Raw genomic sequence first — 14261 nt, 5'->3', positions numbered from 1 at the left:
CCCCCACACCCGCCGCCCCGCCCCCACCCGCTGACCCGCACACGTTGCCAGGCGGGGCGGACGGTACCCTCGGCCGCTGCTGTGCTCATGTACCGGGCGCCGAGGCGGCGGGACGCAGTACGGCGAAGTCGGCGCCATATACGGCCCCGAGCCAGACTGAAAGGTCCTCGCCTTCGGCTCGGGCAGTATTACCAAGGCCTACCGGCCCTACCGACCCAACTCCAACCTCCACCCCCTAACCCGCGCGACCGTAACCTCGACCGCTGCTGTGCTCATGTACCAGGCGCCGAGGCGGCGGGACGCAGTACGGCGAAGTCGGCGCCATATACGGCCCCGAGCCAGACTGAAAGGTCCTCGCCTTCGGCTCGGGCAGTATTACCAAGGCCTACCGGCCCTGCCGACCCACCGACATTCCGAGGGCGTACCCCGGCTCCACCGGCCTCCGGCCTGAGCCTGCGGGAGGGGCGGCCAGACTTCCACAGCAACCGCTACGGGCTTCGCCAACGCGAACCGCTCCCAGTGCCGAGTCCCCGCCAGAGGCAATGCGAGCGACCTGGAACGAGGAGCCCTCACTGACGTAGCAAGGGCTCTCAGATGTGGCATCTCACGCGCTCAGGGTGCCACCCTTGACACCGTTCAGGAACGCCGACCATTCGCTACTCGTGAACACCAGCGCTGGACCAGTCGCATTCTTGCTGTCCCTTACTGCGCGGATGCCTGGCAGGTTCGATGCGACCTCCACACAGTTGCCCGTGTCGCCGCTTAACGCGCTCTTGCGCCACTGTGCGCCTCGAAGGTCAGCATTCACGTTCGGTTCACCACTTCCTGTGTGAGCTTGACTGACTGCTTGGGAGCGGCGATCCGAATGGAAGATCACCGGCCCGGAAGTCCGGCGGCTCTTGCCACGCCTGCTGCAACCGGGTGGCCGCCGACCGGCTCTGACGGCCCTGGTGTGCGCTCCAGTGCCCCACGTCACGACGGTCGAGCCAGGTACGCGGTCTTCACGTCGGCCGAGAACCCGCAGGCGCTGTAGAAGGCGTGGGTGGCGGGCTTACGCGAGCCCGTCATCAGCATCACCTTGTAGCAGCCCGCGTCCCATGCGGCCTGAAGCGTGCCGGCCATGATCTGCTTACCCAGACCCGTGCCGCGCCGCGATTCGTCGACGACGACGTTCTCGATGACGGCGTAGGGCGACGCCGACCGGGTGATGTTGGGGATCACGTTGAGGTACGTCGTGGCGACGACGGAGTCGTCCAGTTCAAGCACGAAGAGATGCAGCCCTGGAGAGCCAAGGATCTGCTGGAAAGCCTCCGCGTCGGCTCCGTCCCGCAGAACCGGATCGTCGGAGTGCAGTTGCCGGTAGAGGCGGATGATCTGATCGAGGTCGCCAGGCCGAGCCTTACGGAACATCCCTGAAGCGTAACCAACACCCTCAACCGACCGCTTTTCATAAGGCCCTCGCCTTCGGCTCGGGCAGTATCCCAAGGCCTACCGGCCCTACCGCCCCACCCCGACCCCCGGCCACCCCAGACCCGCGCGGCCGTAACCTCGGCCACTGCTGTGCTCACGTACCGGGCGGCGGGACGCAGTACGGCGAAGTCGGCGCCATATACGGCCTGAACCGGACTTTCGGCAACGCGGGCCTCCCGGTGCCGAGTCACCCGCCGGAGGCAAATGCGAGCGACCTGGAAAACGGGAGAGCCCTCGCTACGTAGCAAGGGCTCTCAGATGTGGCATCTCATGCGCTCAGGGTGCCAGCCTTGACACCGTTCAGGAACGCCGACCATTCGCTCCTCGTGAACACCAGCGCCGGACCGGTCGCATTCTTGCTGTCTCTGACGGCGAACATACTGGGGAGGTTGGATGCGACCTCGACACAGTCGCCGCCGTCATGACCGCTGAAGCTACTCTTACGCCACTGAGCGCCCCGGAGGTCAGGAGCCACTTTGGTTCACCACTTCCTGTTGTATGAGCTTGAGTGACTGTTTGGAGGAGAGTGCCTCAGCCCTGATCACGTCGTATAACCGCACGAGCTTGCTGAGCGCGTCGCGATCATCAATGGTGTGTCCGTGCGGCTGGGCTTCCACGTACGCCGCATAGGGCACTCCCTTTCGCTCCGCGATGAGAAACCCTCCCAGCAGGCCGACGATGGCCCGCGCAGAGTACGGCACGACTTGGATGATCACCGCTGGGTGCTGGGCGACCTCAATCAGGTAGCTTAGTTGCCCCTTCATGACTTCGGCATCTGCTATCGGGCGTCGCACCACCGCCTCATCAATGAGCGCGGCGATCAGGGGCGGAGTGCTGCCGTACAAGACTGCCCGTCGTCGCATGCGGCCGGCGACGCGCTCATCCACCTCCTCGGGCGTGGTGCCCGGAGCTGCGGAGAAGATCTCTCGCGCGTATGCCTCTGTCTGAAGCAAGCCGGGGACCAGCGCGTGTCCCCAGCTCCTCAGCGCCGTGGCTTCCTCTTCCTCCTCCAGCCACGGTCTGAAGTGATCGGGAGCCCTTTTCCACGTTGTGGCGATGTAGAGCCGCTCCATGGTGCCATCGAGACCAAGAATCTCATCGCACAGTTGGGCGAACCGCTCAGATGGAGGACGCTTGAGTGATTCCACCATGCCCACCATGGCGTCTGAATACCCCATGCGCTTGGCAAGCTCCCTCTGTGTGAGCTTCGCTGCGGCGCGGTACCGACGCAGCTCATAAGCGAAAAGGGCACGTGGCGACTCATGAGGATCGATCTCGCTACTTATGGACAAGGCCCACCTACCGTCCCAAAAAGTAAATTTCGGTTGCCTAACCACACGACCTAATCATGTTGTGGTTAGGTTGTGAGCAGGAATCGCTACCGATCGTAACCCCCTGACGCCACTCTGGTAAAGCGAAGTCTCAACAACGCACGGACCGTTTCGGCGAAGCGAAAAGGCGAGCGAATGAGGGCAGGAAGTTTGCTAGGTGTTACCGATCTGATCGGTTCTCCCGAGTCGGTCTCATTGGCACGCGACTACGTGAGGCAGAAGCTTGGCGCAAATCACCCGGCTCTGGACAATGTGGTCCTACTTACTTCCGAAGTCGTCACCAACGCTTGCATTCATTCCAACTCGCGAGAGGGCGGAGTCGTCACGCTCGCTATCGCGGATTGTATTGATCGTATTGAGGTGGACGTGGTGGACGCGGGAGGGGAGACGGTTCCGCATGTGTGCGGAGACATGTTCGCCGAAGGCGGCCGGGGTCTGATGCTCGTTGAGACGATCTCGTGTAAATGGGGTGTCTACGAAGACAAGGCAGGGCGAAGCGTCTGGTTTCAGGTGGCCTACGAACCAGACAGTCCCGCAGGGAGCCTCACCTGCCCACGACCACGGACGCCGTCCGAGCCGACCAAGCAGGACAACGCCCTGCAGAGGACAGCGAAACTTGCTGCACAGACGGTCGCAAAAAGTGTCGACCTGGATCAGTAGCAGCGCCAGGCGTGGCGCCTGATCGAATATTGGGGTTTGGACGGCGAGGGGCTCAGTAAGGCGGCTCAGACGCTGGGCGTCGAGCCCATCCCCGATTCAGATCTGGCGCCACTCGATGGGGGCGGCAGCAAGGTGAGTACCCCTAGAAAGACCTAGGGGTAGTACTTCCCTATCCCTTGCTGCCGCTCTCCAAAGGGGCGAATAGACGGCTGACGGGTAACAAATCCATGCCCTGCGGTTTGGCGCATGTTTTCACATTCTTCCGCAGCGTCACACGGCCTGACTTACAAATGAACCGGCAACGCACACGGTGTGGTGGTGATCATCTGGAGGCTGCCGGTTGTTCGGCGGTTGGGTGCGGGGTCGTGAGAGTGGCTCGCGTGCGGGTCGGTGAAGGTGATCAGCGGTGAGGGGCGCCCTGGGAAAGCGTGCGCCGACGGCGCTCCATTTGCCCTGGGCGGGTGGGAGGGCTGCCGAGTAGGAGGCAGGGAAGTCGGCGCCTGGTGTGGCACCCGTGATCATGCATTCGGACGCAAGCCAAGCCGCCAGGCCCCAAGAGAACGCCCGAGCCGAAGGCGAGGACGATTGGCTCCGATGCCCGGCCGGCTCAGGGGATGTGGGCCCAGATCGTGCCGTCGCGGCCGGAAGGTGTCGCGCCGACCGCCCAGAGGGAGCCGCTCTCCGGCTGGATGGCGAGGTCGCGGACGGACGGCTTCTGGTTCGGCGGAGCCGGAAAGGCGCCCGGCTCGACGCTGTCGACGCCGATGTGCAGAAATCCGCTGCCGCCGCCCTTGGCGTCGTAGACGACCCAGGCCCCGCCTCTGCCGTCCGGCTCCGCCTGGGCGCGCGGCTGGAAGCCCGGTTCACGACGGACCTCGAATTTCTGGCCGCCCAGATAGCCGGTCAGCAGCAACGTCTCGCCGCAGAAGGAGTGCTTGCCACCGCCGCACGGCCAGGCGACCCAGCCGACGGCCATCACCCGCCCGGTCTCACCGTCGACCGCGACGTCCGTCAGCTCCGAGATCTGGCCTGAGTGCGCGGACGGAATCGCGGGAAGCGCGACCGCGCGCCAGGCCGTACCGGTCCAGCGGGCCATGGCCGCCTTTCCCCGCACCGAGCCCGCCGCCCACTTGGCGTCGAGTCCTTTGACCACGATCGGCGTGGGGACCTTTTTCCACGCCGACCCTTTCAGGCGCCACAGCGTGGACCGCGCCTTCCACCCGGCCTTACCGGCCGGCGGGAACACGTTGGCGTTCTCGATGACCCACAGGTTCTCGCCGATGGCGTCCGCCCGATCCACCCGGCCGTGGCTCCATGGCTTGACCTGCCAGCGCTTGCCGTCCCACCGGGCGTATCGGGACGTGCCGAAGGCCCACACCCTGGTGTCGGACGCCGACGCCAGCCGCTTAACCCGGAAACCCGGCCCGGTGACCCGCTTGAAGGTGGACCGGCCGCCCTTCAACAGGAGCGACTGGGCCGTCGATCCGCGCTCCGGGCGCCTCGTCCCGGCGACCCAGACCGCCCCACCCGGCGTCACCGTCACCGCGTCGTAGGAGTCGCGGCGGTCGTTGTGGACGACACTCCACTGACCGGCCCGCGCCTCGGTCTCGGCGGCGGCCGGTCCCGTGGTGGCGAAAAGGACGACGACCGCGGCGGTGCCACGAAACAACATTCCCATAAGGGTGAGACGCGCCTTTCGGCGAAAAAGTTGGCACGCCGATGGGCATGGGCCGTGGCCGGGTGGCGCGAATGGAACCGCAGGTACGAAGGCGGTAAGGGCTGGGGCCTCTGGTACACCTGACCTCCGGGTGGAGGGCGTCAGGCTTCTGGGGGGTCCTGATGCCCGGTGGTCGCGGCGAGAAGGTTGTCCTCCAGGTGGCGGAGGCTTGCCAGCGCGGCGGCGCGCTCGGCGGCCGTCATCTGGCCGGCGGTCCGCTCCTCAAGGCGACTCCAGACCTGTTCGACCTGGTCGCGCAGGCTCAGCCCGGCCGGGGTCGACTCCACCAGCGTGACCCGGCCGTCCCCGGGATCGCTGACGCGGCGGACGTAGCCGGCGCGCTCCAGCCGCTGGACGGTGCGCGTCATCCTCGCCGAATCGGTGTCGAACACCTCGGCCAGGTCGCACTGCCGCAGCGGACCGGTCTCCCAGAGGTGCATCATCAGCAGCTCCTGCCCGGGGTGCAGGCCGACCTCCCGCAGCAACCGGCCGGCGAGCATACGGTGGGTCCTGGCCAGCCGGAAGATGGTGTGGCTGATCGGCCCTCCGGCCGCGGCGGCCGGCTGCCCTGGCCCGCGCGCGAGGCCCCCGTCGCAACCGGCGTCCGCGTCCATGCGCCCAGATTACCTGTGCCGGATGAGAAAGACCTGTTCCCATCTGGGGAAGAGTGGAATGAACCTGGAGGGACGCCAGTTAGCTGTCCAAGACAGCTAATGCGCCGCGTGGGACCGGGACACAGCCTGGACGACCGCGGCGCCCACAGCGACCCTGAGGAGGCGAGCGCCCCATGAAGGCCATCGTCATCGACCGTTTCGGCGGCCCCGAAGTACTGCGCCTGTCCGACGTGCCGCTGCCCGACCCCGGGCCCGGCCAGATCCGCGTCCAGGTCCGCGCGGCGTCGGTCGTCCCCCTGGACGGCAAGATCCGCTCCGGCGTGATGGAACAGATGTTCCCGACCCCGCTGCCGGCGATCCTCGGCCGCGAGGTCGCCGGGATCGTCGACGCGCTCGGCGACGGCGTCACCGACGTCGCCGTCGGCGACCGGGTGTTCGGCTGGAGCGACCCGCCCGCCGGCTCGCACGCCGAACACACCCTTTCCTCCAGGTACGCGGTGATTCCCGAGGGGCTGGACTTCGCGACGGCGGTGAGCCTGCCGGTGTCCGGGGAGACGGCGACCCGGGTCCTGGACCAGCTCGCGATCGGCGACGGCGAAACCCTGCTGATCCACGGCGCGAGCGGGGCGGTCGGCGAGCTGGCCGTCCAGCTCGCGGTCGCCCGTGGCGCGACGGTGATCGGCACCACGAGCGCCGCCGGCGCCGAGCGCGTGCGGGCCCTCGGCGCGGTCCCGACCGGCTATGGCCCCGGCCTGGTGGAACGGGTCCGGGAGCTGGCGCCGAAGGGAGTGGACGCGGTGTTCGACGCGGCGGGCAAGGGGGCCCTGCCGGACTCGATCGAGCTGAGGGGCGGCACCGGCCGCATCGTCACCATCGCCGACCCGGCCGCCCAGGGCCTCGGCGTCGCCTTCTCCTCCGGGCCGACCGGCCCGGCCTTCGACCTCGGCACGCTGGCCAAGCGCGTGGTCCTCGGCGAGCTCACCACGACCATCGCCGCCACGTTCCCGTTCACCGATGCCGCCGAGGCGCAGCGGCTGAGCGACGGCGGGCACGCAGGCGGCAAGGTGATCCTGGTCCCCTGACCCCCCGCGCCCCGGCCCGCCGCCCTGAAGATCGGTTTCAGTGACGGCGGGCACGCCGCGGCACGGTGATCCTGGCCCTGACCCCCTTGCCCGGCCCGCCGCTCCTCTCTAGATCGGTGTGAGTGACGGCCGGCACGGCACGGTGATCCCCGCCTGGCCCGGTGTTCCACTCAAGATCGGTTATCGAATGGGTGTTTGAATCACCTGGGTATACTGGTCGTATGAGTGCTCCATTCCAGCGATCATTGCTGGATCTGGGCGAGGAGGCCGGGCCGGGGCCCCTCGGGTCCGGCGTGCGGCGCACGCTCCTCGACCACGGGGCGTGGATCGACGTCGTGCCCGGCTGGATCGGCGGCGCCGACGCGCTGTTCGACCGGCTGGCCGACGCGGTGCCCTGGAGCGCCGAGCGTCGCCACATGTACGACCGCGTCGTGGACGTCCCCCGGCTGCTGAAGTTCTACGACGAGGGCGAGGGCCTGCCCGACCCCGTCCTCGACCAGGCCAGGGTGGCGCTCAACGCGCACTACGCCGAGGAGCTCGGCGAGCCGTTCCGTACCGCCGGGCTGTGCCTCTACCGCGACGGCCGCGACAGCGTCGCCTGGCACGGCGACCGCATCGGGCGCGGCGCCACCCACGACACCATGGTGGCGATCATCTTGATCGGCACCCCGCGCGGCCTGCTGCTCCGCCCGCGCGGCGGCGGACCGGCCCTGCGCCACGACCTCGGGCACGGCGACCTCATCGTGATGGGCGGGAGCTGCCAGCGCACCTGGGAACACGCGATCCCCAAGACCACCCGCCCCACCGGCCCCCGCATCAGCATCCAGTTCCGCCCCCGAGGCGTCCGCTGAGCCCAGCTCGCGTTCTCTGGGCCCCGCCCGAGTCCCTGCCGCGTTCGCTGAGTCCCTGGACCGGGGTGGCACGCTGCGTTCCGGTTGCCGGGGTGACCTCGTCGATCGTGCCGGGCCGGGTGTGGTCTAGTGTCGCGCGGGTGACGATCAGGAACTCGCATTGCTCCTTCTGTGGTGAGCGCTTCGCCACCGGCCAGGTGTGGCCGCGTGTCTGCTCCGCCTGCGGGAACACCAGCTACCTCAACCCGCTGCCGGTCGCGGTCATGGTGCTGCCGGTGGACGGCGGCCTGCTGGTGGTCCGCCGGGACGTCGAGCCGCGCCGTGGCGGGCTCGCGCTGCCCGGCGGCTTCATCGACCTGGGCGAGACCTGGCAGCAGGGGGCCGTACGGGAGCTCCGCGAGGAGACCGGGGTCGTCGTCGACGCCGGCGACGTGCGGCTCCTCGACGTGCTCAGCGCCCCGGACGGCCACGTACTGATCTTCGCCCTGGGTCCGGAGACGCCCGCGTCGGCCCTGCCTCCCGTCGCCGCCACCTCGGAGACGACGGAGTGGCTGGTGATCGACGGACCTCAGGAGCTGGCGTTCCCCCTGCACACCGAAGTCGTGGCGAACTACTTCAGCCGGAGCTGACCCGCCCGCGCGCGGGATGGGGCCGCAAGGTGGCCGCCCAGAACTGTGTTCGGCGCGACCGGCCCGTGCGCGGGATGGGCGGCCGACTCCGGTGCAGGGCCGGGTGGGCGGGGTTAGGATCTGGATCAAGCGGGACGCCGGTCCGCAGGCGCCGCCGACCGGAGCGAGGCGAGGTCCCATGGGACGCCGCCGCCCGGCGGGGCACGAGCGGGGGGCGTGGTCACGGAGCCCGCGGGTGCGTGATGCCGTGAAAAGGGCGGAACCGAGCGGTGGAGCAGACCTGGCGGGTCCGCGTCGGCGGCGACGATGGCGAGGTCCACGGAGCCGGGGTACTCCTGGACGGCGAGCACGTCCTGACCTGCGCCCATGTCGTGGAGAACGCCCTCGGCGGCGGCGACCCGCGCACGGCCTCCGTCGTCGTCGACCTCCCGCTGTGGCCGCGAGCGGGCCGGTACACCGCGCGCGTCGTGCCCGGAGGCTGGCACCCGGCCGACCACGAGGGCCGGGGCGACATCGCGGTGCTGCGCGTCGAGGACGGCCCGGTCGCGGACGCGTCCGGTGCCCCGCTCGGACGGGCGGCGCGGCGCGGGCGCTCGGTCCACGTCTTCGGCCACCCGCACCGCCACGACGACGGGGTGGAGGCGCAGGCGTGGATCTCGGGCCTGGGCGGTCGCGGCGACTGGTTCCAGCTCGAGGCCAGGTCGGCGACGGGCCGCCCGATCGAGGAGGGGTTCAGCGGCGGAGGCGTCGTCGACACCGCGAGCGGCCTGGTCGTCGGCATCGTCGTGGCCAGGGACCGTGACGCGGGGGCGCGGGTCGCGTGGATGATCCCGCTCGACGTCGTGGCCTCGTACTGGCCGCCGCTGCGCGACCTCCTCGAACGCTCCCCCTACGCACCGGCCGCCCATGAACCCGTCCCACCCGCCCCGGCACGGTGGGACCCCGACATCGCGGCCCCCCGGCGGCTCGCGGACGCCGACCCGATCGGCCTGGGCGTGCATCGCGCCATCTCGGTCGAACCCGAGATCGGGACCGACCCCGAAGGCGGGGGTGCCGGGGATCTTCCGGTGTTCGTGGTGCGGGACCATGATCGGCGGTTGCGGCGGAGTCTCGAACGGGCGCGGTCCGCCAGTCGCATGATCGTCCTGGTGGGCGGCTCCTCGACGGGGAAGACGCGCAGCGCCTACGAGGGGGTCCGCGACCAGCTCGGCGCCTGGGACCTGATTCATCCCTTCACCTCGGACGAGCTGATCGCCACCCTCAGGAGCAGGCAGGACCACCCACGGACCATCCTGTGGCTGAACGAGGGCCAGATCTACTTCGACGGTGCCCGAGGGGAGGCGGCGGCCGAGAGCGTGCGCCGGGCACTGACCCGGCCCGGACCGGTGGTGGTGGTCACCACCATGTGGCCGGACTACTGGTTCGCCTTCACCCGGCCGCCCGCCCCCGGCGCCCCCGACCCCCACCGGCAGATCCGCGAGCTGCTCGACCTGGCCGTACGCGTGGACGTCCCGGAACGGTTCGGGGAGCAGGACCTCGCCGCCGCCGCCCGGCTCGCCGGGGAGGACGCGCGGATCGCCTCCGCGCTCGAATCGAGCGCGCACGGCCACGGGCTGACCCAGATCCTCGCGGGCGGGCTGGATCTGATCCACCGGTGGGAGAACGCCTCGAACCCGTACGGCAGGGCGCTCATCACGGCCGCGATCAAGCTGCGGCACCTCGGACATCAGGACGCCATCTCGCCCGCGCTGCTACGCGACGCCGGGACGCTGGAGCTGACCGGCCCGCAGCTCGCCGGCGCGCCGGGCACCTGGTTCGAGGACGCGGTCGCGTACGCGTCGCAGCCGGTGAAGGGGGCCATCGCCCCGCTCACCGCCACCGCGCCGGCGGTCGGCCAGACCAGGGGCTACGAGCTCGCCGACTACCTCTTCTATTACGGCCGCGCCTCCCACCGGACGGGGCCGCCGGCCGACGCGCTCTGGGACGTCCTGGCCCGGCACACCTCCCAGCCGGACGACCTGAACCGGCTGGGCGCGGCGGCGGCGAACCGGGCGCGGTACCGGCATGCCGCGCTGCTGTGGCGCGCCGCCCTCGTGCGCGGGAGCGGTGAGACGTTCTGGTCGCTGCGCCGCCTGCTGCTGCGCGCGGGGCGGACCGGCGAGGCGGAGGAGGTGCTGTCGCTGGCGCCCGTCGTGGACCGGACGACCCTGCCGACCCTGATCGGGCTCCTGCAGCGGGCGGGCCGGCCCGACCGGGCCCGTGACCTGCTTCGCGAGGCCGCCGACGCGGGCGACACCGGCGCGGCCCGGCGGCTGGCGGTGCTGCTGGTCCAGTCCGGTCGCCGGCAGGAGGGCGAGCGGGAACTCAGGCGGGCGGCGGCGACCGGCGACCGGGACGCCGCCCGACTCATGGCGTCCCTGCTCGAACGGACCCCCCCTCCCGAACAGACCCCATCCGAACAGACCCCCTCCGGAGAGACGCCGTCCGACCGGACGCCACCCGGAGGGGCGCCGTCGTCCGGGCGGGCGAACCCTGGGCGGGCCGCGCGCCACGGTCACACGCGTGCGGCGGCCTCCGCTCACGAGATGGCCGTTTTCCTCTTCAGGACCGGACGCGAGGAGGATGCCGAGCGGCTGCTCCGCGAGTCGGCGGCGTCGGGGGACCACGACGCGGCCCACCTCCTGGCGAGCCTGCTGCTCCGCGCGGACCGGCGGGCCGACGCCGAGACCCTCCTTCGGGAGACCGCCGGACGAGGTGACCCGGCGGCGGCGCACCGGCTGAAGGCGATGACGCCGCAGGACACGCCCTCGACCCCGTCCGAAGGCACGTCGGCGGCCGGCACCGCTCTCGGATCAGGAGGCACGCCGACGGCTGACAGGGTTCGCGGACCCGGCGGCACGCCCGTGGCCGACGCCACTCCGAGATCCGGCGACGCGCCCGGGGGCGACGCGGCTTCCGGGTCCGGTGGTGATCGGCGTGCGGCGCGTAGGCGTGCGGGAGGGCCGCAGAAGTCCGGGAGGGGGGAGCAGAAGCCGAGCCGGGCCAGGATGAGGGCGACGGAGCTGGAGGAGGCCGGGGAGATCCAGCAGGCCGTGCGTGTCCTCCGCGACGCCGCGCGGCAGGGTGACATGGACGCCGCACGGAAGCTCGCCCTCGTCCTGCGTAAGGACGGCCACGAGGACGAGGCGGTGCGCGTGCTGCGCGATGCCGTCGCGCACGGTGACGCCGACTCGATCCAGCTCCTGGAGATCATGCTCGTCCGGCTGGGACGCAACGCCGAGGCGCGCGACCTGGTCAGATACGGACTCCTCGCCGACGGCACCACGGCCACCACCTGGTGACCATCGAAAGCCGGTCGCGAGACAGGACCGGACGTGGGGGTCAGTGGTCCAAGGGGTTCGCGCGGATTCGTTCGGCGGCGCCGGTGCGGACGAAGGTGGCCGCGCGGCTGGTCGGTTTGCGGGCGGCCTGGTCCTCGAAGCACGCGAGGAACTCCTCGCCCAGCCCCAGCCGGGGGTACCGCTCCAGCACCTCGGCCCGCAGCCCGGCCGGGAAGTCCGCCAGGCGGCGCCCGGAGATGTCCAGGCCGGTGGACAGCTCCAGCAGGTGCCCTTCGGGGTCCTGTGTCACGTCCACCTCGTCCCACATGTGCCGCACGATCACCTCGGACGCCCGCACGCGCCGTTCGACCGGCCACCCCGCAGCGGCGCCGAAGACCCACGCGACGTGGCCACCGGCCTCCTCGAACGGCACGGTGTGGCTGTCGAACTCCTTGACCAGGCCGATGTCGTGCAACATCGCCGACACGTACAGCAGCTCGGCGTCGAAGGCGATCCCGTTCATGGCGCCGTAGGCCGCCGCCCACAGGTAGGCCCGCGTGGAGTGGTTCAGCAGGGCGGGCGGACAGTAGGCGGTCGCCACCTCCAGCGCCCCACGGGCGGCGGGGGTGTCGGGCAGCACGATGTCGGCGAATCTCATGGGTACAGCTTGTCCTACGCGTTCACGGGCGGGCGGTCTGGGGCTGGAGGGTGGACATGGCCTCCTTGAGGGTGGCGCGGTCGACGTCGGCCCGCAGGCCGCTGAGGCGGATGACGTGGCCGTCCTCGACGACGGCGTACTCGTGCCGCCCGCCGCTGACGCGGTACCACCCCACGTCGTCGGCCTCGCACGAGACCGGCGCGGCCGGGGGCTCGGCGTCGTGGACGGGCCGTTCGCGGCAGAGGGCGTCGCTGAACGCACCCCGGTCGACGCCGAACCACACCTGCCTGCCCTCGGCGGACAGGTAGAACGTCTGGAACCCGTTGTCGTTGTACACGCTCATGGACTGCTCGACCGGCTCGTACCCCCGCAGGTCGACCAGGTAGACCATGTCGGGCGCGACCCCTTGGGACCGCAGCCCGTCGAGCCGGGCGCGGCTGAGCGTCGTGCCCCCGGCGCAGCCGCCGAGCAGCGCACCCCCGGCGAGCACGAGCAGGACGAGTCTCGGCATCACGCCCCAACTCTTCACCATGACCGGCGGTCAGATGGCCCGTGCGGGGAAAGGGTCCGCTTCCGGCCGCGGCACATCACCGGAAGACGGGTGGTTTCGGACGGTCCCGGGTCGCGGGCGGGCACGGCCGATGACGCGGCGGTCACGGAGACGTCATCGCCGCTGGTGAGGTTGGGTCTTCTCAAGGGGAACCGGGCGGGTTATCAAGAGGCCGAGAGGCATTGTGAGCCGGACGCTTCCTCAAGGGCCCCCGCGCCGAACCCGGCGGCGCCGCGGTCACGACCGGCGACCCGGATCCGAAGCGGACGGAGAGCGGCATGCGCCGAGCACGAAGAGTGGTTTCCCGATTACTGTACATCACCGCGATGCTCCTGACCGGCCTCACCCTGACCGGGACCAGTGCCCGGGCCGCCGTCCCCGATCTGTGGGGGTTCGCGTACGTCGACGTCTTCGCCGGCGTCCCCGACCTCTCGCGCCAGGCGGGGAGCTGGCCGGCCGCGGACACGGTGACGGTGTCCTCGGGCGCGGTCGGCGAGGTCATCGTGCGATTCCCGAAGATCGGCACGACGAGCACGGGCAGCCCCGGCGTCGCGCACGTCACGGCGGTCTCCCCGGGGGCCGATTGGTGCCAGGTCGAGAAGTGGTGGCCGGCCGGCGGCGACGAGCTGGTGGCGGTGCGGTGCTACCACTACGGCGGCATCCCGGTGTTCCGGATGTTCTCCATCGTCTTCGAGGCGAGTTCCGGCACGCTGAGCGGCGGCCCCGCGCTCGGCTACCTGCACTGGAACGGCACCGCCGTCGCCTCGCGCTACAGCTCGGTGGCGAGCCCGATCACCGTCACCTCGATGGGGCTCGGCAGCTGGAAGGTGGTGTTCAACGGCCTGGGCTCGGCGACCCTCGCGGGGAACGTCCAGGTGACGGCGGTCAACGGGGCCGCGGCGGCCCGGTGCAAGGTGGGGAACTGGGTGTCGTTCCCCGGGTCGCAACAGGTCCAGGTGTCGTGCCGCGACGGGTCGTTCAGCCTGTTCGACACGGGATGGACCATCACCTACCACCGTGAACGGGCCATCACCGGGCGGGCTTTCCCGCCGAAGAACTTCGCCTACACCTACGACAACATGCCCGGCAGCGCGGGCCCGTACGCGCCCGTTCCCGTGGCCGTCAACTACAACTCCAAGGCGATGGTGAACTCCGTCCAGACGGCCGGGGCGGGCCGGCGCCTGGTGAGGTTCCCGCAGGTCGGGCTGTTGCCGAACCACGTGCAGGCGACGGCTTACGGCCTGGGTGAGGAGTACTGCAACCTGATGTCCCCCTGGGCGGTGGTCGCCGGGGACGTGATCATGAACAGCGTCGCCTGCTACAACGGCCCGATCCTGGTCGACCAGCCCTCGCTGGTCACCTACACCGCGGTGGGGTGA

14 protein-coding genes are annotated in these 14261 nt (G+C 70.3%); 6 read left to right on the top strand and 8 right to left on the bottom strand.

Annotation, left to right across the window (positions count from 1 at the left end; translation table 11 throughout):
• Positions 1 to 604: 604 nt before the first annotated feature.
• The 4 genes from NYZ98_RS15080 to NYZ98_RS15065 all read right to left on the bottom strand — a co-directional run bounded on the left by NYZ98_RS15080 (position 605) and on the right by NYZ98_RS15065 (position 2807).
• On the bottom strand, positions 605 to 808 hold the full coding sequence (locus tag NYZ98_RS15080) for a DUF397 domain-containing protein (protein ID WP_262843390.1): 204 nt from the start codon (positions 806 to 808) through the stop codon (positions 605 to 607).
• Positions 809 to 972: 164 nt separating this feature from the next.
• Positions 973 to 1410, bottom strand: a complete 438-nt coding sequence (locus NYZ98_RS15075; protein ID WP_262843389.1) for a GNAT family N-acetyltransferase — start codon at positions 1408 to 1410, stop codon at positions 973 to 975.
• A 328-nt stretch (positions 1411 to 1738) separates the two neighbouring features.
• A complete protein-coding gene (locus tag NYZ98_RS15070) occupies positions 1739 to 1945 on the bottom strand; it encodes a DUF397 domain-containing protein (RefSeq protein ID WP_262843388.1) in 207 nt (68 codons plus the stop codon).
• Positions 1935 to 2807, bottom strand: a complete 873-nt coding sequence (locus NYZ98_RS15065) for a helix-turn-helix domain-containing protein (RefSeq protein ID WP_262843387.1) — start codon at positions 2805 to 2807, stop codon at positions 1935 to 1937. Before NYZ98_RS15065 ends, NYZ98_RS15070 begins: the two co-directional genes overlap by 11 nt.
• A 129-nt stretch (positions 2808 to 2936) precedes the next feature.
• Here NYZ98_RS15065 and NYZ98_RS15060 point away from each other — a divergent pair, with 129 nt between their 5' ends.
• Positions 2937 to 3461: an ATP-binding protein gene (locus tag NYZ98_RS15060; protein ID WP_262843386.1), complete on the top strand. Its 525-nt coding sequence runs from the start codon at positions 2937 to 2939 to the stop codon at positions 3459 to 3461.
• 607 nt (positions 3462 to 4068) lie between these two features.
• Here the strand turns inward: NYZ98_RS15060 and NYZ98_RS15055 are convergent.
• Complete coding sequence (locus NYZ98_RS15055) at positions 4069 to 5133, bottom strand: hypothetical protein (RefSeq protein WP_262843385.1); 1065 nt, start codon at positions 5131 to 5133, stop codon at positions 4069 to 4071.
• A gap of 146 nt (positions 5134 to 5279) precedes the next feature.
• Positions 5280 to 5792, bottom strand: coding sequence for a MarR family winged helix-turn-helix transcriptional regulator (locus tag NYZ98_RS15050; RefSeq protein ID WP_262843384.1), 513 nt, complete (start codon positions 5790 to 5792; stop codon positions 5280 to 5282).
• Between the two features lie 173 nt (positions 5793 to 5965).
• Between NYZ98_RS15050 and NYZ98_RS15045 the strand changes: the two genes are divergently transcribed.
• The 4 genes from NYZ98_RS15045 (at position 5966) to NYZ98_RS15030 (ending at position 11695) form a co-directional block, all read left to right on the top strand.
• Positions 5966 to 6874 carry an NADP-dependent oxidoreductase gene (locus NYZ98_RS15045; RefSeq protein ID WP_262843383.1) on the top strand — a complete coding sequence of 303 codons (909 nt, stop codon included), beginning with the start codon at positions 5966 to 5968 and terminating at the stop codon, positions 6872 to 6874.
• A gap of 221 nt (positions 6875 to 7095) precedes the next feature.
• Positions 7096 to 7725: an alpha-ketoglutarate-dependent dioxygenase AlkB gene (locus NYZ98_RS15040; protein WP_262843382.1), complete on the top strand. Its 630-nt coding sequence runs from the start codon at positions 7096 to 7098 to the stop codon at positions 7723 to 7725.
• Positions 7726 to 7865: 140 nt separating this feature from the next.
• Entirely contained in the window at positions 7866 to 8354 is a 489-nt protein-coding gene (locus NYZ98_RS15035; RefSeq protein WP_262843381.1) for an NUDIX domain-containing protein, read from the top strand.
• A 269-nt stretch (positions 8355 to 8623) separates the two neighbouring features.
• Entirely contained in the window at positions 8624 to 11695 is a 3072-nt protein-coding gene (locus NYZ98_RS15030) for a S1 family peptidase (protein WP_262843380.1), read from the top strand.
• Positions 11696 to 11735: 40 nt separating this feature from the next.
• Here NYZ98_RS15030 and NYZ98_RS15025 read toward each other — a convergent pair whose 3' ends face one another.
• Both NYZ98_RS15025 and NYZ98_RS15020 read right to left on the bottom strand, forming a co-directional pair.
• Complete coding sequence (locus tag NYZ98_RS15025; protein ID WP_262843379.1) at positions 11736 to 12332, bottom strand: HD domain-containing protein; 597 nt, start codon at positions 12330 to 12332, stop codon at positions 11736 to 11738.
• A 22-nt stretch (positions 12333 to 12354) separates the two neighbouring features.
• Positions 12355 to 12846 carry a hypothetical protein gene (locus NYZ98_RS15020; RefSeq protein ID WP_262843378.1) on the bottom strand — a complete coding sequence of 164 codons (492 nt, stop codon included), beginning with the start codon at positions 12844 to 12846 and terminating at the stop codon, positions 12355 to 12357.
• Positions 12847 to 13208: 362 nt separating this feature from the next.
• Here NYZ98_RS15020 and NYZ98_RS15015 point away from each other — a divergent pair, with 362 nt between their 5' ends.
• Complete coding sequence (locus NYZ98_RS15015; protein WP_262843377.1) at positions 13209 to 14261, top strand: hypothetical protein; 1053 nt, start codon at positions 13209 to 13211, stop codon at positions 14259 to 14261.

This window comes from Sphaerisporangium corydalis (genome assembly GCF_025506355.1).
Taxonomy (GTDB): Bacteria; Actinomycetota; Actinomycetes; order Streptosporangiales; family Streptosporangiaceae; genus Sphaerisporangium; species Sphaerisporangium corydalis.
Note: the sequence above shows the minus strand (reverse complement) of the source record. Positions and strands in the feature narration are given on the sequence as shown.

Excerpts from the sequence above, each read along its gene's own strand:
- NYZ98_RS15075 (WP_262843389.1), bottom strand. The coding sequence starts at position 1,410 with ATGTTCCGTAAGGCTCGGCCTGGCGACCTCGATCAGATCATCCGCCTC.
- NYZ98_RS15060 (WP_262843386.1), top strand. The coding sequence starts at position 2,937 with ATGAGGGCAGGAAGTTTGCTAGGTGTTACCGATCTGATCGGTTCTCCC.
- NYZ98_RS15055 (WP_262843385.1), bottom strand. The coding sequence starts at position 5,133 with ATGTTGTTTCGTGGCACCGCCGCGGTCGTCGTCCTTTTCGCCACCACG.
- NYZ98_RS15050 (WP_262843384.1), bottom strand. The coding sequence starts at position 5,792 with ATGGACGCGGACGCCGGTTGCGACGGGGGCCTCGCGCGCGGGCCAGGG.
- NYZ98_RS15045 (WP_262843383.1), top strand. The coding sequence starts at position 5,966 with ATGAAGGCCATCGTCATCGACCGTTTCGGCGGCCCCGAAGTACTGCGC.
- NYZ98_RS15040 (WP_262843382.1), top strand. The coding sequence starts at position 7,096 with ATGAGTGCTCCATTCCAGCGATCATTGCTGGATCTGGGCGAGGAGGCC.
- NYZ98_RS15025 (WP_262843379.1), bottom strand. The coding sequence starts at position 12,332 with ATGAGATTCGCCGACATCGTGCTGCCCGACACCCCCGCCGCCCGTGGG.
- NYZ98_RS15015 (WP_262843377.1), top strand. The coding sequence starts at position 13,209 with ATGCTCCTGACCGGCCTCACCCTGACCGGGACCAGTGCCCGGGCCGCC.